24 protein-coding genes, 2 tRNA genes, 1 other RNA gene and 1 pseudogene are annotated in these 23,600 nt (G+C 66.3%); 13 read left to right on the top strand and 15 right to left on the bottom strand.

Translation table 11 applies throughout. From position 1 onward, the window contains the following. Positions 1-230, top strand: a pseudogene (locus BLP88_RS18995) (IS481 family transposase); the annotation flags it as partial. A gap of 24 nt (positions 231-254) precedes the next feature. On the opposite strand, the gene BLP88_RS14245 reads toward BLP88_RS18995, so the two are convergent. Further along, positions 255-327, bottom strand: a tRNA-Arg gene (locus tag BLP88_RS14245). Between the two features lie 102 nt (positions 328-429). Further along, on the bottom strand, positions 430-930 hold the full coding sequence (locus tag BLP88_RS14240) for an SRPBCC family protein (protein WP_074590204.1): 501 nt from the start codon (positions 928-930) through the stop codon (positions 430-432). Between the two features lie 162 nt (positions 931-1,092). On the opposite strand from BLP88_RS14240, the gene BLP88_RS14235 reads away from it, so the two are divergent. Both BLP88_RS14235 and BLP88_RS14230 read left to right on the top strand, forming a co-directional pair. Continuing rightward, positions 1,093-1,677 carry a GNAT family N-acetyltransferase gene (locus BLP88_RS14235; protein ID WP_074590202.1) on the top strand — a complete coding sequence of 195 codons (585 nt, stop codon included), beginning with the start codon at positions 1,093-1,095 and terminating at the stop codon, positions 1,675-1,677. 47 nt (positions 1,678-1,724) lie between these two features. Then, positions 1,725-2,429: a DNA alkylation repair protein gene (locus tag BLP88_RS14230; RefSeq protein WP_074590200.1), complete on the top strand. Its 705-nt coding sequence runs from the start codon at positions 1,725-1,727 to the stop codon at positions 2,427-2,429. On the opposite strand, the gene mptB is transcribed toward BLP88_RS14230, so the two are convergent. Continuing rightward, positions 2,422-3,975: a polyprenol phosphomannose-dependent alpha 1,6 mannosyltransferase MptB gene (gene mptB, locus BLP88_RS14225; RefSeq protein WP_175453572.1), complete on the bottom strand. Its 1,554-nt coding sequence runs from the start codon at positions 3,973-3,975 to the stop codon at positions 2,422-2,424. The genes BLP88_RS14230 and mptB overlap by 8 nt on opposite strands. Before the next feature lie 152 nt (positions 3,976-4,127). Between mptB and orn the strand changes: the two genes are divergently transcribed. The 4 genes from orn (at position 4,128) to BLP88_RS14205 (ending at position 6,518) form a co-directional block, all read left to right on the top strand. Continuing rightward, complete coding sequence (gene orn, locus BLP88_RS14220) at positions 4,128-4,754, top strand: oligoribonuclease (protein WP_074590195.1); 627 nt, start codon at positions 4,128-4,130, stop codon at positions 4,752-4,754. A gap of 129 nt (positions 4,755-4,883) precedes the next feature. Next, positions 4,884-4,956: transfer RNA gene (locus tag BLP88_RS14215), tRNA-His, on the top strand. 104 nt (positions 4,957-5,060) lie between these two features. Continuing rightward, positions 5,061-5,633, top strand: a complete 573-nt coding sequence (def, locus tag BLP88_RS14210) for a peptide deformylase (protein ID WP_074590192.1) — start codon at positions 5,061-5,063, stop codon at positions 5,631-5,633. A 54-nt stretch (positions 5,634-5,687) separates the two neighbouring features. After that, positions 5,688-6,518, top strand: coding sequence for an acyltransferase domain-containing protein (locus BLP88_RS14205; protein ID WP_074590235.1), 831 nt, complete (start codon positions 5,688-5,690; stop codon positions 6,516-6,518). 49 nt (positions 6,519-6,567) lie between these two features. On the opposite strand, the gene BLP88_RS14200 is transcribed toward BLP88_RS14205, so the two are convergent. The 4 genes from BLP88_RS14200 to rnpB all read right to left on the bottom strand — a co-directional run bounded on the left by BLP88_RS14200 (position 6,568) and on the right by rnpB (position 9,906). Next, positions 6,568-7,362: an HNH endonuclease family protein gene (locus BLP88_RS14200; protein ID WP_074590190.1), complete on the bottom strand. Its 795-nt coding sequence runs from the start codon at positions 7,360-7,362 to the stop codon at positions 6,568-6,570. A gap of 126 nt (positions 7,363-7,488) precedes the next feature. Beyond that, on the bottom strand, positions 7,489-7,698 hold the full coding sequence (locus BLP88_RS14195; RefSeq protein WP_074590188.1) for a hypothetical protein: 210 nt from the start codon (positions 7,696-7,698) through the stop codon (positions 7,489-7,491). Positions 7,699-7,773: 75 nt separating this feature from the next. Then, positions 7,774-9,264, bottom strand: a complete 1,491-nt coding sequence (locus tag BLP88_RS14190; protein ID WP_074590186.1) for a glyceraldehyde-3-phosphate dehydrogenase — start codon at positions 9,262-9,264, stop codon at positions 7,774-7,776. A gap of 258 nt (positions 9,265-9,522) precedes the next feature. Then, positions 9,523-9,906, bottom strand: an RNA gene (gene rnpB, locus BLP88_RS14185) — RNase P RNA component class A. A gap of 57 nt (positions 9,907-9,963) precedes the next feature. Here rnpB and BLP88_RS14180 point away from each other — a divergent pair. Next, positions 9,964-10,728 (top strand): YaaA family protein, encoded by a 765-nt coding sequence (locus BLP88_RS14180; protein ID WP_074590184.1) that lies wholly within the window; start codon positions 9,964-9,966, stop codon positions 10,726-10,728. 15 nt (positions 10,729-10,743) lie between these two features. Here the strand turns inward: BLP88_RS14180 and BLP88_RS14175 are convergent, their stop codons facing one another. Further along, the gene (locus BLP88_RS14175; protein WP_074590233.1) at positions 10,744-11,481 is read right to left on the bottom strand and encodes a zinc ribbon domain-containing protein; all 738 of its coding nucleotides are present in this window, start codon (positions 11,479-11,481) and stop codon (positions 10,744-10,746) included. A gap of 125 nt (positions 11,482-11,606) precedes the next feature. Then, the gene (locus BLP88_RS14170) at positions 11,607-12,509 is read right to left on the bottom strand and encodes a Nif3-like dinuclear metal center hexameric protein (RefSeq protein ID WP_074590182.1); all 903 of its coding nucleotides are present in this window, start codon (positions 12,507-12,509) and stop codon (positions 11,607-11,609) included. A gap of 87 nt (positions 12,510-12,596) precedes the next feature. On the opposite strand from BLP88_RS14170, the gene msrA reads away from it, so the two are divergent. The 3 genes from msrA (at position 12,597) to epsC (ending at position 14,738) form a co-directional block, all read left to right on the top strand. Next, positions 12,597-13,121 (top strand): peptide-methionine (S)-S-oxide reductase MsrA, encoded by a 525-nt coding sequence (gene msrA, locus BLP88_RS14165; protein WP_074590180.1) that lies wholly within the window; start codon positions 12,597-12,599, stop codon positions 13,119-13,121. Between the two features lie 67 nt (positions 13,122-13,188). Further along, entirely contained in the window at positions 13,189-14,124 is a 936-nt protein-coding gene (gene cysK / locus BLP88_RS14160) for a cysteine synthase A (RefSeq protein ID WP_074590178.1), read from the top strand. Positions 14,125-14,153: 29 nt separating this feature from the next. After that, the gene (epsC, locus tag BLP88_RS14155) at positions 14,154-14,738 is read left to right on the top strand and encodes a serine O-acetyltransferase EpsC (RefSeq protein WP_074590176.1); all 585 of its coding nucleotides are present in this window, start codon (positions 14,154-14,156) and stop codon (positions 14,736-14,738) included. Here the strand turns inward: epsC and BLP88_RS14150 are convergent. After that, a complete protein-coding gene (locus BLP88_RS14150) occupies positions 14,735-15,568 on the bottom strand; it encodes an oxidoreductase (RefSeq protein WP_074590174.1) in 834 nt (277 codons plus the stop codon). The genes epsC and BLP88_RS14150 overlap by 4 nt on opposite strands. A gap of 123 nt (positions 15,569-15,691) precedes the next feature. Continuing rightward, positions 15,692-17,128: an NADP-dependent phosphogluconate dehydrogenase gene (gene gndA / locus BLP88_RS14145; RefSeq protein ID WP_074590172.1), complete on the bottom strand. Its 1,437-nt coding sequence runs from the start codon at positions 17,126-17,128 to the stop codon at positions 15,692-15,694. A 225-nt stretch (positions 17,129-17,353) separates the two neighbouring features. Here gndA and BLP88_RS14140 point away from each other — a divergent pair, with 225 nt between their 5' ends. Further along, a complete protein-coding gene (locus BLP88_RS14140) occupies positions 17,354-18,082 on the top strand; it encodes a FadR/GntR family transcriptional regulator (protein ID WP_074590170.1) in 729 nt (242 codons plus the stop codon). 26 nt (positions 18,083-18,108) lie between these two features. Here BLP88_RS14140 and BLP88_RS14135 read toward each other — a convergent pair whose 3' ends face one another. From BLP88_RS14135 to BLP88_RS14125, 3 genes are read right to left on the bottom strand one after another with little or no spacing between them, the layout of a single operon-like run. Further along, positions 18,109-19,182, bottom strand: coding sequence for an L-idonate 5-dehydrogenase (locus BLP88_RS14135; protein ID WP_074590169.1), 1,074 nt, complete (start codon positions 19,180-19,182; stop codon positions 18,109-18,111). Continuing rightward, on the bottom strand, positions 19,182-19,952 hold the full coding sequence (locus BLP88_RS14130) for an SDR family oxidoreductase (RefSeq protein WP_074590167.1): 771 nt from the start codon (positions 19,950-19,952) through the stop codon (positions 19,182-19,184). Before BLP88_RS14130 ends, BLP88_RS14135 begins: the two co-directional genes overlap by 1 nt. Then, the gene (locus BLP88_RS14125) at positions 19,949-20,890 is read right to left on the bottom strand and encodes an NAD(P)-dependent oxidoreductase (RefSeq protein WP_074590166.1); all 942 of its coding nucleotides are present in this window, start codon (positions 20,888-20,890) and stop codon (positions 19,949-19,951) included. The genes BLP88_RS14130 and BLP88_RS14125 overlap by 4 nt, the downstream gene beginning before the upstream one ends. Positions 20,891-20,971: 81 nt before the next feature. Between BLP88_RS14125 and BLP88_RS14120 the strand changes: the two genes are divergently transcribed. After that, positions 20,972-22,039, top strand: coding sequence for a D-2-hydroxyacid dehydrogenase (locus BLP88_RS14120; RefSeq protein ID WP_074590164.1), 1,068 nt, complete (start codon positions 20,972-20,974; stop codon positions 22,037-22,039). A gap of 167 nt (positions 22,040-22,206) precedes the next feature. Here the strand turns inward: BLP88_RS14120 and BLP88_RS14115 are convergent, their stop codons facing one another. Then, a complete protein-coding gene (locus BLP88_RS14115) occupies positions 22,207-23,562 on the bottom strand; it encodes an MFS transporter (RefSeq protein WP_074590162.1) in 1,356 nt (451 codons plus the stop codon). Positions 23,563-23,600: the final 38 nt, after the last annotated feature.

Raw genomic sequence — 23,600 nt, 5'->3', positions numbered from 1 at the left:
TCACGCTCCGCCACGCAGGACGGCTCCGGCATCTGGGCATCGGACGAGCCCACAAACACAAACGCATCATCGTGCTCGTCCGCGAGGCCGACGTCACCGCCGTCGAGCACGGCACCGGCGAAATCCTCGCAGAGTTCACCATCGACCCAACCCGCGGCTACCAGCCGAAAAAACAAAACACCCCCGGTCCGAAGACCGGGGGTGTCAACGATGTCCCGACACATCCGTAAAGGATGTCCCGCTACATCACAAAGCGCCCCGGGAGGGAATCGAACCCCCGACCAAGAGATTAGAAGGCTCCTGCTCTATCCTCTGAGCTACCGAGGCGGGCGCCTGCCGGACCATTCCGGCGGCAACACCACGAGTTTACCTTGCGCACGGCGATCGGCAGCCCGCCGCTCGGGGACGGGCCCCGCGGGATGGAGACGCCTAAGAAAAAACCAGTGGCTCGCCGGTTTCAAGGAGGGTCTTGAGGCTGGCAAGGACTCCTGGCCAGCCATCGGTGACACCGGCCAGGATGGTGCTGCCCTCGTCGAAGCCCGAGTGGGTCACGGTCAGCTTGACCATGCCATCCAGCGGCTCGATCTCAAAACGCACCCTCGAACGTCCCTCGGCAGCCATCGCCGCAACTTCGTCTTCGGCGCCACCGACCGCCGCCCCGAATTCCGGCGTGATGGTGTGCCACGTGAACTCGAGCCTGCGGCGCTCTTCCACCGCCAGGACCACCTGTTCGGGATCCGCAATCGTCACGCCCGCGACCTCCCAGGTGATGGTGGAACCCTGCTGCCACTCCGATCTGAGGGCGACGCCCCAGTAGCGTTCAGTGAACGCGGGGTCGGTCAAGGCTTGCCACAACTGCTCCGGGGTTGTCCTGATGTAGGTGGCATAGACGAATACAGGGCCCTGCCCGGCCGGAGCTGCTGCGTGCATGGTGGGTGGCTCCAATGCTGTCGGTGACCCGGCGGGATCTCCTGCCGCCGGACGGTCGCCTGAACGGTGCAATCCGAAATGGCGATGGTCGAGCATCCGGCGCCGGCGAAGGCAAAGTCAAGGGGCTGCCGCCATCCGGAACCCCGGGCTAGACTCCCTGCCATGGAGCAGAACTCCGCAAAGATCCTGACCCGGCCCGCACGATGGGCCGAAGTGGAAGGCCTCTTCAGCGGCGGGGGCGAACCGAGCCGGTGCTGGTGCCGCTGGTTTTCAGTCACAGGCAAGGCCTGGGAGGCAACGCCCGTTTCGGGCCGCCGTGAACAGTTGAAAGCGGCGTTCGACGCCGGACCCGAACCCGGCGTGATCGCGGTCAAGGACAGCGTGCCCGTTGGCTGGTGCGCCGTCGAACCGCGGCACTGCTATCCGCGGATCGAACGGTCACAGATCCTGCGCTCCGCGGGCGCGGCCGCCGCCGACGGCGACGGTGTCTGGTCGGTGAGCTGCTTCGTCGTCGCTCACGGGCACCGGCGCGGGGGTATCGCGGGCGAACTGCTCGCTGCCGCCGTCGAACACGCCTTCACGCACGGCGCCCGGATCATCGAAGGCTACCCGGTGGATCCTGCCCTGCGGCCGAAGGCCGGCGCCGCGGACCTGTACCACGGGACGGTGTCCCTGTTCACCCGGGCAGGATTCAGCGCTGTTCCCACCTCCGCCCCCGGCAGGGCCGTGATGCGGCTGCAGCGCTGACACCTGCCCCATCCGCAGGGGTGACGCCCCGCGCCTACAGGAGTGCCATGCACAAGCAGGACCTCATCGACGGCATCCGCGCCGCGCTCGGATCCGTGGCCGATCCCGAACGCGCCCGCTCGGCACAGGCATATATGAAGTCGGACATGCCATCACTCGGCGTACCGGTCCCCCACGTCCGAAGGATCGCGAAGGACGCGGCCAAGGCGGCCCCCTTCACGTCGGCCTCCGAACTCCGCGACACCGTGCTGACGCTGTGGCGCGAGGCCAATGCCCGCGAAGAGCGCTACGCGGCGATCGATCTCACCGCCGCACGGCTGGTCGCCGCCGACCTGCAGATGCTACCGGTGTACGAGGAGTTCATCCGCACCGGTGCCTGGTGGGACCTGGTGGACGGCGTCTCGCCCCGGATCCGCGAGCTTCTTCTGGCGCATCCGGACCTGATGCCGGAACTGCTGCTGCGGTGGTCGGCCGACGGCGACATGTGGGTCCGGCGCGCGGCCATCACCTCGCAGCTGGGTGCCAAGGGCCGGACCAGCACGACATTGCTGGCCGCGGTGATCCTGCCGAATCTCGCCGACGGTGAGTTCTTCATCAGGAAGGCGATCGGATGGGCCCTGCGCGAGTACGGGAAGAGCGATCCGGGCTGGGTGGCTGCCTTCGTTGCCGAACACCGGGAACAGCTGAGCCCCTTGTCCTACCGCGAAGCCGTACGGCGCCTGCCGGCGGCCGCCGAGGGCGAAACTAGATGATGTTGTTGCTGAGGGGCTGGTCCCGGCGGCTGAAGAGGTGTTTGGTGCGCGGGTCGAGGAAGATCAGGTAAAGGGCGAACAGGAGGGCGATGATGGCGGCCGCGTTCCTGGCAAGCACCAGGGCCAGGCCGACGTCCCCGCTCTGCAGGTACGGGAAGACTTCCAGCTGGTCGGAGATCGCGTAGACCATGAAGAAGGAGACCACGAAGTAGAGGGTCTTGACCTGCCAGTCGTTCCGGATGCCCGTCACGGCGAACAGCGGAATCAGCCACACGACGTACCAGGACTGGATCATCGGTGCCAGAAAGACGATCGCGGCGAACGCAAGGGTCAGGCGGCGCATCACGCGGTCGTGGCTGCCGCGGAAGACCTGCCAGGCGACGATTCCCACGGCAAGGACCTTGCCGGCGTCGTACACCCATTTCGCTAGTCCCCAGCCGTCAAGGCCGAACACATTCACGATCGATGCGACGATCAGGCCGAGCAGCCCCACCGGGGCGTACCAGATCCACACGCTGCCCGGTGCCGACAGTCCCTTGATCCAGCCAAAGCCGAAGCCGTTGACGGCGCCGAGCCCGTAGAGGATCGCCAGCGACAGGCCGGCCGTGAGTGCCCAGAAAAGGAACTTGCGCGGCCAGCTGGCGCCCTTGCCCGCCCAGAGGAGGCCGATGAACGGCAGGAACACCACGGTGATCGGCTTGACCGAAATGGACAAGGTGACCAGCACGATGCCCAGGATCACCCGGCGGGTTGCGCAGTAGTAGAGTCCGGCGAGGGCCAGGCCGATCATCAGCGCATCGTTGTGGACGCTGGCGATGAAGTTGGTGAGGAAGAGCGGGTTCGCGGCTGAGAGCCACAGGGCGCGGTGCGGATTGACGCCGTGGAGTTCGGCGAGCTTGGGAACGTAGATGACGCACAGCACGATCCCGACGGCGGCCGCGCCCCGGAAGAGCATGATGCTCGCCTCAGGCTGGACATTCGTCGCCCAGACTACGAACTGCTCGATCCATAGGAACAGCTGGCCGTACGGGACCGGGGCTTCGGTCCACATCTTGTCCGCGCCCAGCTGGAAATAGTTGGGCAGGGCGGAGATGCCGTTCTCGTAGGGATTGATGCCTTCCACCATCAGCCTGCCCTGGCCGATGTAGGCGTACACGTCGCGGCTGAACAGCGGAACGGTGAACATCATGGGAAGCCCCCAGGCCAGGATTGCCCGGAGCGTGGCCTTGCGGGCCTCCGGTCCCCAGACCCGCACGCGCTGGCCCAGCCGGAGCCAGGCCCGCACGAGGAGCATGCCGCCCACTGACAGCAGCACGATGGAGAGCGCAACCCCTGCGGCCTCCGTGCGCATCCAGATGAACAGGGGCAGGCGGCGGAGTTCGGACACGGGGGCAAGCCAGCCCACTCCAAGGGACCCGATCACCAGGAACACCGATCCGATAAAGCCGGCAATCAACGGCGAGCGGGCATTGTCCACGTCAGGCAGTGTTCCTGCGTCCGACGGCATCCCGTCGTCCTTGCTGGCAGCAGGTACAGGCGCCGTCATCGTCAGAAATGTCCAATCGTTTGCCTAGCGGGTTCCGGATGCGGCCGCGGGCCGTCCGTACAAGGGAAAAGCAGGGCGGAAAACCAGCCTCTGCCGTGCTCGAAATGGTATCACCGGAGCGGCAGCGGGCGGCTGAACTGTAGGCTGGGCGGGTGCCTATTACTAATGAACGCATCGTCTGGATCGACTGCGAAATGACCGGCCTGGATCTTGAAAAGGATGCGCTGATCGAGGTGGCCGCGCTGGTCACCGACTCGGAGCTGAACATCCTGGGCGAAGGCGTGGATGTTGTCATCAAACCCGACGAGGCCGCGCTTGAGCAGATGAACGACTTCGTCCGGGACATGCATACCCGTTCGAAGCTCCTCGACGAGCTGCCCCACGGCAAGACGATGGCCGAGGCGGAAGCGCTCATCCTGGAATACATCGAGGCCTGGGTCCCGGATCCGAAGAAGGCACCGCTGGGCGGAAACTCGGTCGGCACGGACCGCACCTTCCTGGCCCGCGACATGCCCAATGTCATCGAGCACCTCCACTACCGGGTGATCGACGTCAGCACCATCAAGGAGCTTTCACGCCGCTGGTTCCCGCGTGCCTACTTCCAGGCGCCGGCCAAGCACGGCGGCCACCGCGCGCTCGGCGACATCAAGGACTCCATCGATGAGCTGCGCTACTACCGCGAAGCTGTCTTCGTTCCCGCCCCCGGACCCGACACCGCCACGGCGCAGAAGGTCTCCAAGCGCGTTTCCGGAACGGTCGACGACGCCCCCTCGGTGTGATCTGCGTTACCTTTCCGGGAATTTTCTCCGAAACGGCAAAAAACGGCATTGTGGCCCTCAAACACGAGGTATAGTTTTTGTCGTTGCCTTCGCAGGCGGCGGGTCATTCCGCTGCTCACAGGGCACATGGTGGGCGTAGCTCAGTTGGCAGAGCGCCTGGTTGTGGTCCAGGAGGTCGCGGGTTCAACCCCCGTCGCTCACCCGCATAAGGCTGGTAGTTGGTACCGGTCAGCCAAAGGCCGCACTGGTTTCCAGTGCGGCCTTTGCTTTTCCCCGCTACCGTCACGCAGCAAGGAACCAGCCGTCATGACCGTCCTGCCCATCACCATCTGGGGCGAGCCCGTACTGCACCGCCGGGCCAGTGAAGTCGAGGTCTTCGACGACGAACTGCGTACCCTGATCGCGGACATGATCGAAACCAATGAAGCGGCGAACGGCGTGGGCCTTGCCGCACCCCAGGTAGGCGTCGGCAAGCGGATCTTCATCTTCAAGTACGCCAATGACGACGATGCGCCGGATGAAGGCGTGGTGGTCAACCCGGTCCTGACCCTCTCCAAGGTGTCCGGCGCCTTGCCGGATCCGGAGGAGCATATCGAGGGGTGCCTGTCCTTCCCCGGCGAGAGCTACCCGCTCCAGCGCGCCGAGTGGGCCCGGGTGCAGGGCTTCGACGGCGACGGCAGGCCCGTTGACTTCGTGGCCACCGGCTGGTTCGCCAGGGTCATGCAGCACGAGTTCGACCACCTGGACGGGAAGCTCTACGTCAACCGGCTCGTGGACCGCTATTCCAAGAAGGCCATGAAACAGGCAAAGAAGCATGGCTGGGGAGTGCCGGGATTGACTTGGATGCCCGGCGTCGACCCGGACCCGTTCGGTCACTGACCGGCCGCAACGCACCGCCCCTGAGCCCCCCACACCAAGCGATCGGACGTGGCCGTGGACACCACAGCACTGTTTGAGCTCCTGGACATCCGGGACGACGACGCGCGGGAATGCGCTGCTCTCCTCGCCACGCCGCCAAGCCCGGCGGTCCTTGCCGCCTTGGCAGCCCTGGAAGGGCGGCTCGGCACGTTCCCTGCCGGCTCGGGCACCGCAGAGGGCTGCGGCGAGAGCGACTGGATCGAAGCCCTGCTGCGTTTCGCGCCAGTAACCGCGGCGCACCACGGCTCAGCAGGCATCCCGGCCGAAATCACGGCCGCGACCCTTGCCGATATCGGCCTGAACCTGCGCATCAACCGCCGCGTCCACGGCCGCTTCGGCCTGGACACGTGGGCCTGGCTCACGCTGCACCTGGCCGGGAACATGTTCCGGCTTGGCCGCCTCCAGTACCACCTGGTGCGCAGCACCGGCGGCATGTCACCCGCGCCGGAAGGCGAATGGATCGTTGGCATCCACATTCCCGAAGACGGCGGCCTCTCCCCTGCCGTCGTCGACGAGAGCCTGCTTATGGCCCGGGCTTTCCTGGACCGCCATTTCCCGGACAAGCCCGTGCGGCTGGCCACCTGCGATTCCTGGATGCTGGACCCCTACCTGGCAGAGCGGCTCCCGGAGAGCAACATTGCCTCCTTCGCCCGCCGCTTCACCGTGGACCGGTGCTCGGAAGCGGCCAGCGATGGCGTCTACTTCACGTTCCGCACCAGGGACATGGAGAACCTTGCGCAATTGCCCAGGGACACTTCGCTGCAGCGTGCGGTCCTCGAACGGATCGACGACGGCGGCAGCTGGCAGCTCGGTCACGGTTATCTGGAGCTGCCGGCGGCGCCTTAGCCGCCCGCCCCATCCGGCCCCGCGCAGGGCGGAGCCGGATGGACTGCCGTCAGGGCCGGATGGTCTGCTGGCCCGGGCAGCCGGCGAGCACGCGCTTCATGGCGTCCTTTTCGGCGGCGGTGACCCAGAGCCGGTAGGCGGCTTTCACCGAGATCTGCCTGGCGACGTAATGACAGCGGAAGTTCTTGTTCGCGGGCAGCCACGTGGCGGCGTCACCAGCGCCCTTCTTCACGTTGGCCGGGCCGTCGACGGCAATCAGGTTGAGGGGGTCGTTGGCGAAGGTGCTGCGCTGTTTCGGGGTGAGCTGTTGGGCACCCTTTTGCCAGGCGTCTGCCAAGGCCACCACATGGTCGATCTGGACTGCCTTGCTGCTTTCGGCGCCACGCCGGAATTCGACCGCCTTGCCGACATAGGGCTCGGCGAGGCCGCCACCGGCGACTTTGCATTTGGAGCCTTGGGTGAACTGCACGGAGCTGAGGTCGCGCCGGAGAATGTCATTGCGGGTATCGCAGCCGTTGTGGTCAGCGTCCAGCCAGGCCTGGCCGAATTCCGCGCGGTCGTAATCGTTCTTGCCGGCCCGCCCTTTGACCGGAAGGGCCTCAAGGGCGTCGGCCGCAGTCCCAAGAGGAACAGCCGCCACGGACCGGACCGGTTTCATCCAGCTGTAATCCACCACGGGGGCCGCTGCGGGTCCGCTCGCAGGACCCTCTGCCACCGCGAACTGGCCGTTGGTGAAGAACCACGCGACACCGCCGATGGCCGCCGCCAAGATGAATGCCAGTACTGCCCAGGCTTGGCGGGAACGGCGTCGGGCGCGCCGGAAGGCGGTCCAGGTGGTAGTCAAGGGGAAAGTCCTTTCACAGCGGTTTCAATCCCTTTGAGCCTAGGTCAGGCGGCAGACATTATTTGCGCCATTCACACTGTGGAGGAGAACACACCGGAGCCGCAGAGGGCACCGGCGGATTGGAAGCTACTGCTCCCGGACGACCCGTTTGAGGTCTTCGTCGGCAATTGCCAACAGGGCTTCGAGTTGGGAGACACGCTCAGCGGTGACGTCCCCGGCCGCATGCGCGGCACGGGCGCCGTCGAGCAGCCTCTTGGCTTCCTTCTGGTTCGCCCGGGCAACGTCGAGTGCGTGCTCAAGTGTGGTGTCGTGGTCCAGGATCTCTTCGCGTTCCATGGCACCATTTTGCTCAGCTTTCCCGGCCGATTCCAGAGAACCGGCCGGGAAAGCCCAAGCTTTCCTGCAAGAGGATCAGACGGAAACGGCGTCCAGGGCCGGTTCCGCGGCCACGGGGGCTTCCTGTGCCGGGAAGAACGGCGGGTTCACGCCGGCCATTTCCTCCATGACACGGACCACCTGGCAGCTGTAGCCGAATTCGTTGTCGTACCAGACGTAGACCACGAGGTTCTTGTCGTTGGCGATGGTGGCAAGCCCGTCCACGATGCCGGCGCGGCGGGAGCCGACGAAGTCGGTGGAAACGACCTCGGGCGAATCGATGTAGTCGATCTGCTTGCGCAGCGCGGAGTGCAGCGACATTTCACGCAGGTAGTTGTTGACCTCGTCCTTGGTGGTGCCGTTCTCAAGGTTGAGGTTCAGGATGGCCATGGAGACATCGGGGGTGGGAACGCGGATGGCGTTGCCCGTCAGCTTGCCCTGCAGCTCCGGAAGCGCCTTGGCAACAGCCTTCGCCGCACCGGTTTCGGTGATGACCATGTTCAGGGCCGCCGAACGTCCACGGCGGTCGCCCTTGTGGAAGTTGTCGATCAGGTTCTGGTCGTTGGTGAAGGAGTGCACGGTTTCGACGTGGCCGTGGATGACGCCGAACTTGTCGTTGAGTGCCTTCAATACCGGCGTGATGGCGTTGGTGGTGCAGGAAGCGGCGGTGACGATCGTGTCGCTGTCCTGGATGTCGCGGTGGTTGATGCCGTGGACGATGTTCTTCAGGTCACCCTTGCCAGGCGCGGTGAGGAGCACACGGGCCACGCCCTTGCTCTGCAGGTGCTGGGAGAGGCCTTCTGCGTCGCGCCAGCGGCCGGTGTTGTCCACCACCAGGGCGTCCTTGATGCCGTAGGCAGTGTAGTCCACGGTGGAGGGGTTGTCCGAGTAGATCACCTGGATCTGCACACCGTTGGCGGTGATGGTGTTGGCTTCCTCGTCCACGCGGATGGTGCCTTCGAAGGAGCCGTGCACGGAGTCGCGGCGCAGCAGGCTGGCGCGCTTGGCGAGGTCGTTCTCGGCACCCTTGCGGACCACGATGGCGCGCAGGCGCAGGCCGTGACCACCGCCGGCCTTTTCGATGAGGAGGCGGGCGAGCAGGCGGCCGATGCGGCCGAATCCGTAGAGCACGACGTCGGTGCTGGTGCGGTCGTCGGCGCCACGGCGGCCGACGATGGCGGCCAGTTCTTCGCGGAGGAAGCCCTCCAGGGAGGTGCCGGGCGCCTGGGCCTTGAACTTCTCGTTGAGGAGGGCGATGTCGATGGCGGCCGCGCCGAGTTCGAGTCCGGCAAGGGCATCGAGCAGCGGAGCGGTTTCTTCCAGCGGGAGCTCTGCGTTGCTCATCCGGCGGGCGAAACGGTGCGCCTTCAGGATGTTCATGGAGGACTTGTTGATGAGGCTGCGTCCGTGAATGCTGGTCACCACATTGTTTTCACGGTACAAACGGCCGATCACCGGGATCATGGCTTCGGCGAGCGCCTCGCGGCCCATCCACGAATCAAGACAAGAATCAGACGACTGGGTCACAGAACTACCTTCCTAGGGTCAACCGCGCACGTCCTCGTGCGCAGATGGCGGCCGCCCGGAGTAATCCTGCGGCACTGGCCTCGCTGGGGCTTCGGTCCGCCCCGGACGCCACGAACGATCGCAAAGAAAAACCGCCGGCTGCGAACGCAGTACCAGCGGGGAACTTCAACGTTCACCATCCATTCTAGGGTCTGGAAAGCAGCCCCCGGGTGTCCGGAACAGTGAATTCACTCACACGCGGCACACCCGGTGGTTCGTGGGACGGGGCAGCCGATACGCCGGGTTCTGTCATTCCGGGCCGTTGCCGGCCGGGAAGAGGCGACCATCCATCTACGAACGCCGTTGCCGGCGTCCTCCAGCGGCCTACCCGGACACTCGGGCGGGCAGCCCTCAAACGCGTCCTGTCTGGCCTTGCTCCGGGTGGGGTTTACCTAGCCTTCCCGGTCACCCGGGAAGCTGGTGGTCTCTTACACCACCGTTTCACCCTTACCTGCGTTCCGTGCCAGGCACGGATGCGGCGGTCTGTTTTCTGTGGCACTGGCCTGCGGGTTACCCCGAGTGGGCGTTACCCACCACCCTGCCCTGTGGAGCCCGGACGTTCCTCGAGCCACTTGCGTGGCGCGCGGCCGCCTGGCTGCCCCGTCCGCACTACAGTCTACCGGCGCCGGAAGGGGCGTCCGACCCCGGTAATATCGACGGGTGCTGATTCTCCTCCCGCCCTCCGAAGGCAAGACCCCCGCCGTCAAAGGCCCCGCCGTCGACTGGGAGGCGCTCAGTTTCCCCGGGCTCAACAGCTACCGCGCCAAAGTGCTCGACGCGCTCGGCCTGGTCAGCGCGCACGAGGACGCCTTGGCCCTGCTGGGGGTGGGCGCCTCGCTGAGGGACGACGTTGAGCGCAACACCCGGCTGCACGCCGAACCTGCGGCCCCGGCCTACGAACTGTATTCGGGCGTGCTCTACGACGCCCTCGGCTACAAGACCCTCACCGCCGGGCAGCGCCGGAAGGCCGCCGAATCGGTCCTCGTCATCTCCGCGCTGTGGGGCGCGCTCGGCTTCGGCGACCGGGTGCCGGCCTACCGGCTGTCGATGGGAACCGCACTGCCCGACGTCGGGCGGCTGGCTTCCTTCTGGAAGCCCCAGCTTACGGAGGCACTCGCCGGGCGGGCGGAAGGCGAGCTGCTGGTGGACTGCCGCTCGAGCACCTATGCGGCGGCTTGGACTCCCCCGCCCGCGCAGACCGTGACGGTAAACGTGTTCACCGAAGCGAACGGCAAGCGCACCGTCGTCAGCCACTTCGCCAAGCACACACGCGGGGAACTGGCACGCCACCTGCTCACCCGGCGGGGCAAGGCTCCCGCGAGCCCCGAACAGCTGCTAAAGGCGACGCAGGAAAACTGGGGTGCGGAACTCGTTGAGGGCACAGCACGGAAGGCGCACGCCCTGAACATCATCCTCGCCGGCTAGCGGCAAGCCGCCCGGCTAGTTCCATTCAGGCGAGCGCACCAGGATGCAGCCTGAGTCGGGGCAGAACACGATGTCGTCCTCGGCGGCCGCCCTGACCTCTGCAAGGTCGCCGGGGCTCAGCGTCATGCCCGAGCCTTCGGACTTGCCGTGGAACAAGCGTGCGGCTCCGACGCCGCGCCTGGCCAGGGTCTTCTCGTAGACATCCAGGGCTCCGGCATCCACGCCGGCGGCAAAGGCGTTGCGCTCCGCGCGGACGCCCTCTTCCTCACCGGCCACCTCGGCAATCGCCGCATCGAGTTCTGCCCGGATGCCCGAGAACGACCCTTGGATGTCGTCGACGATCTGCTGCTGGGCGGCCTGCTTGGCCCGGAGCCCGTCCAGGCGCTCGAGGATTTCCAGTTCCACGTCTTCGAGGTCGGAACGGCGCCGGTTCAGGGACGCGATGTCGCTTTGCAGGGCCATGAGGTCCTTGGACAGTCCGGTACCGCTGTTGAGCCGGGCTTCATCGCGTTCGATGCGGCCGGCAACCTGCTCGACGTCGGTTTCCGCGCGCCGCAGTTCGGCTTCGGCATCGTGTACGGCGAGCTTGGCGGTGCCCAGTTCGCCGTTTGCCACAGCCAGCGCCTCCTGGAGATCGGTGATGCGGGGATCGTTCTCCAGGATGCGGCGCCGCTTGGCCAGGGCCTTGAGCTTGGCGTCCAGCGCCTGCAAGTCGAGCAACTTCATCTGTTCCGCCGGCGCTGCCTTGGCCACGTCCACCTCCGCTTGATCATGCCGCATCCCTTAAGGATCCGGCCGGGCCCACGGGGCCCATCCTGCAACCGACTCTAGCGCCTAAACCGCTTCCCGGCCCGGCCATCCCCAACACCGGGCCGGGCTCAGCCGGGGGTGAGGATGAAGTCCCAGGGGTCACTGTTCGTGCCGGCCACCCGGATCTCGACGTCGTAGCCCTGGTCGGAGAGCACGTTGCCCAGGGCCTCGGCCGCTGCCGGGAGCCACAGCCATTCGCTGGCAAAATGCGAAACATCGATCAGGTAGGGCCGGCCGTTGACGGCGGACTCCCGTGCTTCCGACGCCGGGTGGTGCCGGAGGTCGGCCGTCACGTACACGTCCGCGTGGCTGGCCCGGACGGCGTCGAAGAGGCTGTCACCGGCGCCGCCGCAGACGGCCACCCGCCGGATGAGCGCGTCGCGTTCACCGGAAACCCTGACCCCGCCGGCGACGGCGGGAAGGACCTCGAACACGCGTGCGGCGAAGTCGCCCAGTGTCATCAGTTCGGGAAGTTCGCCGACGCGGCCGATCCCTTCCTCGGGCAGGCCCTGTGAGGCGGGGGTCAGCGGCACCACGTTGTCCAGGCCGAAGGCGTCGGCGAGCACGTCAGAGACACCGCCGACGGCGGAGTCGCCGTTGGTGTGCACGGTCAGCAGTGCGGTGCCTGACTCAATCAGCCGGTGGACGGCAAGGCCCTTGGCCGTGGTCGCGGCGACGGAATTGACACCCTTGAGCAGCAGTGGGTGATGGGTGACCAGCAACTGGGCGCCCCAGGCGATCGCTTCCTCGATGGTTTCCAGGGTGGGGTCCACCGCCAGCATCACCTTGCCGACCGGCGCCTCCGGGCGGCCGGCCACCAGGCCCACCTCGTCCCAGTTCTCGGCCAGGGACTCGGGCCAGAGTTCTTCGACCGCGAGCAGCAGTTCGCCGAGCGTAGGGGTTCCCGGGCCATCGTCGGATTCCTTCTCCGCCACAACGTCTTCTGCAACAGCGGTGTTCACAGCTTCCATGGGCAATATTCTTGCGCATCGGGCGCCGTCACACTTCCGTAAGGCTTCTCCGGGAATCTTCCGCGGCTTCCGGCCATTGAACAGGGCATGAAAACTTTCGTACTTGGCGGCGGCTGCTTCTGGTGCCTGGATGCCGTCTACCAGAAGACCCAGGGTGTCTCATCGGTTGTCTCCGGCTATGCGGGCGGCCACGTCCGGAACCCGGGTTATTACGAGGTCTGCTCCGGGACCACGGGCCATGCGGAGGTGGTGGCGGTGACCTTCGACGAGAACGTGATCCCGGAGGAAATCATCCTGGACATGTTCTTCGCCCTCCATGACCCCACAACCTTGAACCGGCAGGGGTACGACGTCGGCACCCAGTACCGCTCGGTCATGTTCTATGCGACGCAGGAAGAGAAGGACCTGTTCGAAAAGGCGATCGCCCGGAACCAGCCGCTGTGGTCCAAGGAAATTGTCACGGAAGTCAGCCGGCTTCCGGAGTTCCACGAGGCCGAATCGATCCACCAGAACTACTACGCCAAGTTCCCCGAACAGGGCTACTGCCAGGTCATCATTAACCCGAAGCTCGCGAAGGCCCGGAAATATTACTCTTCGTGGCTCCGTGCGTAGCAGGGCTTCGTAACGCTGGTTAGGCTGGCCAAAGCATTTCCCCTCTTCAGAGAACAGGCATGAATACATGGCACGGATCTACGACGACGTCACCCAGCTGATCGGCGGCACCCCCCTGGTCCGCCTCAACCGGCTCAGCAAGGACCTTGAGGCCACGGTGGCGGTGAAGCTGGAGTTCTACAACCCCGCCAACAGTGTCAAGGACCGCATCGGTGTCGCAATCATCGACGCCGCCGAGAAGTCCGGCGCCCTGAAGCCCGGTGGAACGATCGTCGAGGGCACCTCCGGCAACACCGGCATCGCCCTGGCCCTGGTCGGCGCCGCCCGCGGCTACAAGGTCATCCTGACCATGCCTGAGACCATGTCCACCGAACGCCGCGTGATGCTGCGTGCCTACGGTGCCGAAATCGTCCTGACCCCGGGTTCCGAGGGCATGCGTGGTGCTGTCGAGAAGGCCCAGGAGATCGTGGCAAACACGGAGAACTCCATCTGGGCCCAGCAGTTCGCCAACGAAGCCAACCCGGAGATCCACCGCAGCACCACCGCCGAGGAAATCTGGGCGGACACCGACGGCCAGGTGGACATCTTCGTCGGCGGCGTGGGCACCGGCGGCACCATCACCGGCGTCGGCCAGGTTCTGAAGGAGCGCAAGCCGGAAGTCCAGATCGTGGCCGTCGAGCCCAAGGATTCCCCCATCCTCAACGGCGGCGCCCCGGGCCCGCACAAGATCCAGGGCCTGGGCGCCAACTTCGTGCCCGAGGTGCTGGACACCAACGTCTACGACGAGGTCCTGGACGCCTCCCTCGAAGACGCCGTTGCCACGGCCCGCTCGCTCGGCACCCAGGAAGGCATCCTCGGCGGCATCTCCGCCGGCGCCGCTGTCTGGGGTGCGCTGGAACTGGCCAAGCGCCCGGAGAACAAGGGCAAGCTGATCGTCGCTGTCGTTCCCGACTTCGGCGAGCGTTACATCTCCACCGTGCTCTTTGACGACATCCGCGGCTGATTCGCCACCCTTCCGGTAGAAAGGTCTTTGTGAGCTTCTTCGCAAGGCTGAAGGAAGACCTCGAGGCCGCCCGGTCACACGACCCGGCGGCCCGAGGCTCTTTCGAGAACTTTTTTGCATATTCGGGCCTGCACGCCATCTGGGCGCACCGGCTGACGCACAAGCTGTGGCAGAACCCGGGGCTCCGCTTCCCTGCCCGGCTGATTTCGCAGCTGGCACGGTTCCTCACGGGCATCGAGATCCACCCTGGTGCGACCATCGGGCGCAGGTTCTTCATCGACCACGGCATGGGCGTGGTGATCGGCGAGACCGCGGAGATCGGCGAAGACGTCATGATCTACCACGGCGTGACGCTGGGTGGCCGGTCCCTGGCCAAGGTCAAGCGCCACCCGACCATCGGTGACCGCGTCACCATCGGCGCCGGCGCGAAGGTCCTCGGCCCCATCACCATCGGTGCGGACAGCGCGGTGGGCGCGAACGCAGTCGTCGTGAAGGACGCGCCGCCCGAATCGATAATCACGGGCATTCCCGCCACCTGGCGGCACCGTGACGCGAAGTCCGAAACCAAGCCAGCGGTAGATCCTGCCGAGTACTACATCGAGTACCGGATCTAACGGGCAAACCGCTTGTAAAGCTGCCAGAGCAGCACGTCGAACACCCGGTCGGGAAGCAGCCGCCGCAGCGCCAGGATGGTGCCGGCGCCCCTCCCGGCCGGGTAGCGGGTTTTCGGCCGGGCCGACGCCGCCGCATGTACGATGCTTCGGGCGATCACGTCCGGATGGGTCGACAGGGCCGACCCGGCGGTGGTCGACAGCGCGGCGGCCACAACGTGAGCCTGCTTGCTGTATGGCCCATGACCGGAGGTGGCCAGCAGACTCTGCCCCGAGATGCCGCCCCATTCCGTCTGTGTGCCGGCCGGTTCAATAATGGACACCCTGATGCCGTGCGGTTTCAGCTCCAGTCTGAGCGAATCGCTGAGCCCTTCCACAGCGAACTTGGTGGCGTGGTACCAGGCGCCGAGTGGCTCGTACATCTTGCCGCCGATGGAGGACACATTGATGATCCGCCCCCGGCCTGCGGCGCGCATGGCCGGCAGCACCAGCTGGGTCATGCGGGCCAGACCAAAGACATTCACCTCGAACTGCCGGCGGCCCTCTTCCAGGTCCACTTCCTCCAGGGAACCGTAGGACCCGTAGCCTGCGTTGTTGACGAGGACATCGATCCTGCTGTGGGCGGCGAGAACGGCTTCCACCGTTGAGGCCATGGAGGCTTCATCCGTGACATCCAGGGCCACGGGGGTCACCCCGAAGGCCTTGAGCGGCTCCATCCGGTCAACGCGCCGCGCCCCGGCGTAGACGGTGAAGCCATGCCCGCTGAGCTGTTTGGCGGCTTCAAATCCGATGCCGGTGGAGGCACCTGTGACAAACGCGACCGGCTGGGTCATGACTGTGCTCCTAGAGTCCGGCCGGCCCGGCAAACAACAGAGGCACAAAAACGGCCGGCGCCTTCCAGAGTATCCGGAAAGCGCCGGCCGTTTTCGTAGCGGCGGCAGGTCCTGGGCCGGACCTTAGTGGGTGTCGACCGCGGAGATCTCGGACTTGTCCTCGCCCCACAGGGTGTGGAAGGTGCCCTCGGCGTCGACGCGGCCGTAGGTGTGGGCGCCGAAAAGGTCACGCTGGCCCTGAATCAGGGCGGCTGCTACGCGCTTGCGGCGCAGGCCGTCGTAGTAGGCCAGGGAGGACGAGAAGACCGGAACCGGGATGCCCAGCTGCACGGCCGTGGCGACCACGCGGCGCCATGCCGGAAGGGCATCGGCGATGGCCTTAGTGAACGCCGGGGCGAACAGCAGGTTGGCCGGCTTCTCCTCGGCCGCGTAGGCCTTGGTGATGTCCTTGAGCAGTTCTGCACGGATGATGCAGCCGGCGCGCCACAGGGAGGCGATCTCGTCCAGCTTGAGGTCCCAGCCGTACTCCTTCGCGGCGGAGGTCAGCATGTCCAGGCCCTGGGCGTAGGACACCAGCTTGGAAGCGTACAGCGCCTGGCGGACGTCCTCCACGAAGGTCGCCGGGACCTCGATGGAGGCTTCCTCGCCGGCCAGCAGTTCCTGGCCGAGTTTGCGCTGCTCGCTCTGGGAGGAGAGGCCGCGTGCGAAGACGGATTCGGCGATGCCGGAGATCGGGGAGCCGAGCTCGAGGGCGGAAATGACCGTCCAACGGCCGGTGCCCTTCTGGCCTGCTGCGTCAACCACGACGTCGACGAACGGCTTGCCGGTCTTGGCGTCGACGTGGCCCAGGACCTCGGCGGAGATTTCGATCAGGAAGGAGGACAGCTCGCCCTGGTTCCAGTCGGCGAAAATCTTGGACTGCTCGGCCGGCTCGATGCCAGCACCGGAGCGCAGCAGGTCGAAGGCCTCGCCGATGACCTGCATGTCGGCGTATTCGATGCCGTTGTGGACCATCTTGACGAAGTGACCGGCGCCGTCGGTGCCGATCCAGGCGCAGCAAGGCTCGCCGTCGACCTTTGCGGAGATCTTTTCCAGGAGCGGGCCCAGGGCCTTATAGGACTCCTTGGAACCGCCGGGCATGATCGACGGGCCGTTCAGGGCACCTTCCTCACCGCCGGACACGCCGACGCCCACGAAGTGCAGGCCCTTCTCGGACAGGGCGGCTTCGCGGCGGCGGGTGTCCTCGTAGTGCGAGTTGCCGGCGTCGATGACAATGTCGCCTTCTTCAAGCAGCGGCACAAGCTGGTCGATGACGGCGTCCACGGGCTTGCCGGCCTTCACCATGATGAGTACGCGGCGCGGCTTCTCGAGGGAGTCAACGAGTTCCTGCAGGGTCTCGGTGCGGACGAACTCGCCCTCGGAGCCGTGCTTTGCAAGGAGGGCGTCGGTCTTCTCTACGGAGCGGTTGTGGAGGGCAACGGTGAAGCCGTTGCGGGCCAGGTTGCGGGCCAGATTGGCGCCCATCACCGCAAGGCCGGTGACACCGATGTGTGCTGACATCAAAACTCCAATTCTTCGTGTGCATGAGTCCCGCCCGGGGACGCAGGAAACGTTTTCTAGCGCAATCGCTGCAATAAACCATACGTATTTGATGGCCTTCGCGAAAGTTTCCGCAGAGCTTCCGGAAACGTCCGCGTCACAAAAGAGTCTATGATCCGCCCGTCCGGGCTGTCTCCCGGGGCAGGTAACAAAGGGGCCGTGGGCGTCGCCACTATGCTTACGACTATGTCAACCAGTCTCCACCACCGCGCCGTTGAGCATCTGGGCGCCCGGATTGTCGGCGGGGCGCTGCCCACCGGCCACGTCATGCTGGCCGAGCAGCTTGAGGACGAACTGAAAGTCTCGCGGTCGGTGGTCCGCGAAGCCGTCCGCGTGCTTCAGTCACTGGGGCTGGTGGAGACGATCAAACGGGTGGGCATCCGGGTGCTCCCGGCACACCGCTGGAATCCCTTCGATCCGCTGGTCATCCGCTGGCGGCTGGCCGGCGAGGGCCGCGGCGCGCAGCTGCGCTCGCTCGCGGAGCTGCGTTCCGCCGTCGAGCCTGCCGCCGCCGAACTCGCGGCACAGAACGCCCCGGAGAAGCTCCGGCGCGAACTGGTCGACATTTCGCTGGCGATGCGCGACGCCGGACACGCCGGAGACATGGCCGGCTTCCTTGAACTGGACATCCGTTTCCACGCGCTGGTGCTCTCCGGTTCCGGCAACGAGATGTTCGCGAACCTGATCGGACAGGTCACCGAGACCCTGACCGGGCGCACGGTCCACGGCCTGATGCCCACGCACCCGGAGGAAGCGGCCCTGCAGTGGCACATGGACGTTGCCCGGGCCATCGCGGACGGAGACGGCGAAAAGGCCCGCGAGGCGGCCTCGAACATCATGCGCGAGACCATCGCGGACCTTTCGCCGAGCTGGGAGGACCAGCCGCGGGTGTTTATCCCCGTGGACCGGGGCTGACCACCGGTCCGGCGCTCCCCCCGGACCTAGGAGACCGGAGCGAAGTCCAGCAGGACCTTCCCGGACTGTGCCGAGTTTTTCGCCACTTCGAAGGCTTCCAGCCCCCGGTCCAGGGTGAATTCATGGGTGACAACCGGATCCACCTGCAGCGAACCGTCCGCAAGAGCCGCGATGACTTCGTCGATTTCGTCGTTGAAGCGGAAGGAGCCCAGGAGTTCCAGTTCGCGGGTGATCGCCAGAGAGATGAACACCGGCTGCGGCCCGGTGGGCAGCAGCCCCACCATGACCACCTTGCCGCCGCGCACGGCGCCCTTGATCGCAGATGCCAGCCCGAAGTGGCTGCCCGAGGATTCGATGACGACGTCGGCCTCCACGGCGGCGATCGCCTCGGCATCGTCCCCCTTGAGGACCTCGTCGGCGCCCACGGCGCGGGCGATCTCCAGGGGTTTGTCGTGCATGTCGACGGCCACGATCCGGGAGGCGCCGGCCCGCTTGAGCACGGCCACCGCCAAGGCACCGATCGGACCGGATCCGATCACCATCGCCGTCTTGCCCGCCACGTCACCGGCCCGGGCGACGGCGTGCCAGGCCACACTGGCCGGTTCCACCAGGGCAGCCGTGCGAAGGGAGAGGCTGCCCGGCAGTTCGCGCAGCATCCGCGAAGGCAGCGTGGCGAAGCGGCTGAAGGCGCCGTCCGTGTGCGGGAAGCGGGCGGCGCTCCCGAGGTAGGTGCAGCCGGGGGAAAGGTTCGGCCGGTCCTCCGGGTACTTTGCCCCGCCCGGACCGGGGGTCGCGGGGTGCACGGCGACCGGGGTCCCGGCGGCGGGACCACTGCCGTCGGCGGCCTGGCGCACCACGGTGCCGACGATTTCGTGGCCGAGCACCATGGGGGCCTTGAGGATGGATTCGCCGGCCGCGCCGTGCAGCCAGTAGTGCAGGTCCGAACCGCAGATGCCACCGAAGGCGATTTCGACGACGGCCTCGTCCGCCGCCGGCACCTTCAGGGGCACGTCTTCGATGCGGAGGTCGCCGGCAGCGTGGGCGACGACGGCGAGGCCAGACTCGGGCAACTGGACACCATGCAGGTTGAAGCCGGACATCAGACCACCACCGTCATTCCGCCGTCTACAAAGATCGTCTGGCCGTTGACGAAATTCGACGCATCGGACGCGAGCCACACGGCCGGTCCGGCGAGGTCGGCCACGGTTCCCCAGCGATGCGCAGGGGTCCGGCCCAGGATCCAGGAGTTGAAGTCGGGGTCGTCCACCAGGTTCTGGGTCATCTCAGTGTGGATGTAGCCGGGCGCGATGCCGTTGATCTGCAGGCCGGAGGACGCCCACTCGGCGGTCATGGCGCGGGTCAGGTTCCGCAGGCCGCCCTTGGCCGCGACATAGGGGGCGATGGTGGGACGGGCCAGGTCCGTCTGGACGGAGCAGATGTTGATGATCTTGCCGCGCCCGCGGGGAACCATGTGCCGGGCGGCCTCGCGGCCCACCAGGAAGGCACTGGTGAGATCGGTAGTGAGGACCCGTTCCCAGTCCTTGACGTCGAGCTCGAGCATCGGAACCCGGTGCTGGATGCCGGCGTTGTTGACCAGGATGTCCAGCGGGCCGACGTTTTCCTCCACCCAGGCCACGCCTCGTGCCGCTTCGACGTCGCTGGTGACATCGAACGCGCAGCTGTGGATGCGGCCGGGGGCGAAGTCCGCCGCGAGGGCAGCTTCGGCAGCCTTAAGGCGGTCGGGGTTGATGCCGTTGAGCACCACGGTGGCGCCGGCGTCCGCCAGGCCCCGGGCCAGGGCGTTGCCGATTCCGCGGCTGGAGCCCGTCACCAGGGCTACGCGCCCGGTGAGGTCGAAGAGTCCACTCATTGCTGTCCTTCTTTTGTGGTGGTGGCTTTTGTGGTGATGGTTGCGTGCGAGTCGCTGAGGTTTGAGATGGCCTGGCGGACCACGGCGAGGTCCTGGTCGCCGAGGCCCTGGTCGATGAGCTCGCCGTAGAGCCCGACGCCGGCCGTCGCCATCGGCACGGCGGCCCCGGTGGCAGCGGCGCTCTCGAGGACGAAATTGAGGTCCTTATGCATGAACTTGGCGGGGCCGGTGGGCACGTAATCCTTTGCCGCGAGCCGTGGTCCGACGAGCTCCAGGACCCGGCTCCCGGCGAGGCCGCCGGAGAGCACCTCGAAAAGGGCGGCTGTGTCCATGCCCGAACGTTCGGCGAGTTCGGCGGCTTCGGCGAGCGCCGCCGTCGTGGTTCCGACGATCAGTTGGTTGCATGCCTTGGCGAGCGAACCGGCACCGAGCCCGCCCATTCGGCGGACGGTGGTGCCCATGGCGGTAAACAGCGGCAGCAGGCGTTCAAAGTCGGCTTCGCCGGCGCCCACCATGATGGCGAGCGTGCCGTCCTCGGCGCCCTTGGTGCCGCCGCTGACCGGGGCATCGAGCACCACGGCGTTTCCGCCGCTCGCTTCCTGCACCAGTGCACCGAAACCGCGCACCGCCGTCGGCGACACGCTGCTCATGACAACGACGGCGGTCCCGGGGGCCGGCGGTTCGGCACGCCAGGACTCGAGCAAGGGGGCCGCAGCATCCTGGATGTACTGCAGGTCCGGGAGCATAAAGACGATGACCGGCTCGTCGCGCAGCGCCGCCACTGTTGCGGCCCTGCGGCCGCCGAGAGCGGTCAGCCTCGCCACGGCCGCCTCCGAGCGGTTCCATCCCGTCACCTCCCAGCCGGCGGCAAGGAGATTGGCGGCCATAGGGAAGCCCATGAGCCCCAGGCCCACGAAGCCTGCTTTTCCGGCGGTCATACTCGCTCTACCTCACTTCTTTGTGTCGTTCCAGCTGCACTTCTTCGTAAAAACTGTTCAATATCCTAGCCTCAATTCAGTATGATGAACAGCATGACGACTGATGAACTCACCATCGCGATCGCCGTCCCGCTCGAAGCTGAGTATGTGGAGCAGATCCGCGCAATCGATCCCGCCATCACGGTTCTCTACGAACCAGACCTCCTCCCCCCGGAGAGATTCCCGGCGGACCACTCCGGAGACCCCGCATTCAAGCGCACTCCGGAACAGGAAGAGCGGTACTGGGCCATGCTCAACAAGGCGGAGGTCCTCTACGGCTTCCCCAACGAAAGCCCGGCCGGACTGGCCCGGATCGCAGGGAGCAACCCGCGCCTGCAATGGATCCACGCCATGGCCGCCGGCGCCGGCGGAGCCGTGAAGGCCTCCGGACTGGACACGGCGACCCTGGACAAGTTCAAGGTCACCACTTCGGCGGGCGTGCATTCCCTGCCGCTGGCCGAGTTCGCCGCCCTCGGCATCCTCAACGGCTTCAAGCGCAGCGCCGAGCTGGCCCAGGACCAGGCAGCGAAGGTCTGGCCCGAGCTGCGCGTCCCGACCAAGCTGGTGAACGGCTCCAAGCTGGTCGTAACCGGCCTGGGCGAAATCGGGATGGAGACGGCGCGCGTTGCCCGGGCACTGGGCATGCGCGTCAGCGGAACCAAGCGGAACGTTGAGGCGATCGACGGCATCGAGGAAGTTGCCACGAACGACGGGCTCGCCGGACTGCTCGCCACCGCCGACGCCGTCGTCAACACCCTCCCGGGCACCCCGTACACCGAGAAGCTCTTCAGCCGTGAAGTCTTCGCGGCCATGAAACCGGGCACCGTGTTCGTGAACGTGGGCCGCGGAACGGTGGTTGACGAAGAAGCCCTGCTCGAGGCGCTGGAGAACGGCCAGGTCTCCTACGCCTGCCTGGACGTCTTCGCGGTGGAGCCCCTTCCCCAGGACAGCCCGCTCTGGAACCACCCGAAGGTGATGGTCTCCCCGCACACCTCGGCCCTGAGCGCCGCCGAGAACCGCCTGATCGCAGAGCGGTTCTGCAGCAACCTGCGGATCTTCCTGGAGGGCGGGGAAATGCCGCACCTTGTGGACACGGTGCACTTCTACTAAACCGGCCTCCATACAGCACGGCCCCGGCGGGTATCCGCCGGGGCCGTTTGTTTGCCGGTCACGCTCGGCGCGGAACCTCGAAAACTGACCTCGAGATCAGCCCGCACACGGCGAAGCGGCGGCCCCCGGAAGGGGCCGCCGCTTCGCCGTCGTGCTGGACGCCGCCTTTAGCGCGCGTCCTCCATGGCGAGGAGGTCCCGCCCCGCCGTTTCGGGCGTGAAGAAGGTCGCGGCGAAGGAGATCAGGGCCAGGACCAGCGAATAGACCGCCAGGACCAGCCAGGAGAATCCGGTGGCCGCGAGAAGCGATGCGCCGATCAGCGGCACCAGGCCACCTGCAATGACGGCGGAGATCTCGCGGCTCATGGCAACTCCGGTGAAGCGGTAACGGGCTCCGAAGAGTTCGGGCAGCAGCGGACACTGCGGGCCGAGCATGGACTGCACGCCCAGGGCGATGCCGACCACCATGACGACCCAGACGAGCGTCGGGTTGCCGAGGGTCACCAGGTAGAAGGCAGGCAGGGCGATAAGCGCCTGGAACAGGGCGCCGTAGCGGTAGACAGGCACGCGGCCGAACCGATCGGACAGGGCGCCGAAGGTGATGACCATGACGGCGGCGAATCCGGCGGCGATGAGCAGGCCTACCGGTCCGATGAACTTGTCGCCAGGGAAGATGCCCTCCTTGGCCGACAGGAACGCAATGAGGAGGGCCGAGTAGATCGACGAGTTTCCGTTCTCGCCCATGCGCAGGCCGATGCCGACCAGCACGTTCTTCTTGGAGTGCTTCCAGAGCTCGCCGACGGGGTTCTTGACCACGTTCTTGTGCTTTTCCAGTTCCTGGAAGACCGGGGTCTCCTTGAGCTTGAGCCGGATGAAGACGGCCACCACAATCAGGATGACGCTGGCAAGGAAAGGCACCCGCCACAGCCAGCTCTCCAGGACGGCTTTGTCAGCAAGGGCGATCAGTGCGAACGTTCCCGCGCCGAGCAGGGTGCCCAACTGGATGCCGACGAACGGCAGGGAGGCAAAGAATCCACGACGGCGGCGCGGGGCCACTTCCGAGATGAGCGTGGTTGCGCCGGCCTGCTCCGCGCCCGCACCGAGGCCCTGGACGATCCGCAGGGTCACCAGCAGGACGGCACCGAGCATGCCCGCCTGCTCGAAGGTGGGCAGCAGGCCGATGGCGAAGCTGGCCAGACCCATCATGCCGATGGTCAGCAGCAGAACCATCTTGCGGCCGAAACGGTCGCCGATGTAGCCGAAGATGATGCCGCCAAACGGCCGGGCCGCGAAGCCGACGCCGTAGGTGGCGAAGGAAGCGATCAGCGCACCGGTGTCGCCCAGCGGCTTGAAGAACAGCGGCCCGAAGATCAAGGCCGAAGCCAGGCCATAGATGTAGAAGTCGTAGTACTCCAGGGCGGAGCCCACGGAACTGGCAAGCGTGGCTTTCCGCAACTGGCCCGGATCGACGACCGCGTCATCCGGACCGGCGAGCTTAGTGTTAGTACGAATGGTCACAAGCACTCCCTCAGGAACATCCAGGCCCCCGTTGGCCTGGGCAT

The sequence above is a fragment of the Arthrobacter cupressi genome (assembly GCF_900099975.1).
Taxonomy (GTDB): domain Bacteria; phylum Actinomycetota; class Actinomycetes; order Actinomycetales; family Micrococcaceae; genus Arthrobacter; species Arthrobacter cupressi.
Note: the sequence above shows the minus strand (reverse complement) of the source record. Positions and strands in the feature narration are given on the sequence as shown.

What these genes read in the sequence shown, in the direction of transcription:
- BLP88_RS14240 (WP_074590204.1), bottom strand. Translation starts at nt 930, where the DNA reads ATGCACGCAGCAGCTCCGGCCGGGCAGGGCCCTGTATTCGTCTATGCC.
- BLP88_RS14235 (WP_074590202.1), top strand. Translation starts at nt 1,093, where the DNA reads ATGGAGCAGAACTCCGCAAAGATCCTGACCCGGCCCGCACGATGGGCC.
- BLP88_RS14230 (WP_074590200.1), top strand. Translation starts at nt 1,725, where the DNA reads ATGCACAAGCAGGACCTCATCGACGGCATCCGCGCCGCGCTCGGATCC.
- mptB (WP_175453572.1), bottom strand. Translation starts at nt 3,975, where the DNA reads ATGACGGCGCCTGTACCTGCTGCCAGCAAGGACGACGGGATGCCGTCG.
- def (WP_074590192.1), top strand. Translation starts at nt 5,061, where the DNA reads ATGACCGTCCTGCCCATCACCATCTGGGGCGAGCCCGTACTGCACCGC.
- BLP88_RS14195 (WP_074590188.1), bottom strand. Translation starts at nt 7,698, where the DNA reads ATGGAACGCGAAGAGATCCTGGACCACGACACCACACTTGAGCACGCA.
- BLP88_RS14170 (WP_074590182.1), bottom strand. Translation starts at nt 12,509, where the DNA reads ATGGAAGCTGTGAACACCGCTGTTGCAGAAGACGTTGTGGCGGAGAAG.
- msrA (WP_074590180.1), top strand. Translation starts at nt 12,597, where the DNA reads ATGAAAACTTTCGTACTTGGCGGCGGCTGCTTCTGGTGCCTGGATGCC.
- cysK (WP_074590178.1), top strand. Translation starts at nt 13,189, where the DNA reads ATGGCACGGATCTACGACGACGTCACCCAGCTGATCGGCGGCACCCCC.
- BLP88_RS14150 (WP_074590174.1), bottom strand. Translation starts at nt 15,568, where the DNA reads ATGACCCAGCCGGTCGCGTTTGTCACAGGTGCCTCCACCGGCATCGGA.
- gndA (WP_074590172.1), bottom strand. Translation starts at nt 17,128, where the DNA reads ATGTCAGCACACATCGGTGTCACCGGCCTTGCGGTGATGGGCGCCAAT.
- BLP88_RS14140 (WP_074590170.1), top strand. Translation starts at nt 17,354, where the DNA reads ATGTCAACCAGTCTCCACCACCGCGCCGTTGAGCATCTGGGCGCCCGG.
- BLP88_RS14135 (WP_074590169.1), bottom strand. Translation starts at nt 19,182, where the DNA reads ATGTCCGGCTTCAACCTGCATGGTGTCCAGTTGCCCGAGTCTGGCCTC.
- BLP88_RS14130 (WP_074590167.1), bottom strand. Translation starts at nt 19,952, where the DNA reads ATGAGTGGACTCTTCGACCTCACCGGGCGCGTAGCCCTGGTGACGGGC.
- BLP88_RS14125 (WP_074590166.1), bottom strand. Translation starts at nt 20,890, where the DNA reads ATGACCGCCGGAAAAGCAGGCTTCGTGGGCCTGGGGCTCATGGGCTTC.
- BLP88_RS14120 (WP_074590164.1), top strand. Translation starts at nt 20,972, where the DNA reads ATGATGAACAGCATGACGACTGATGAACTCACCATCGCGATCGCCGTC.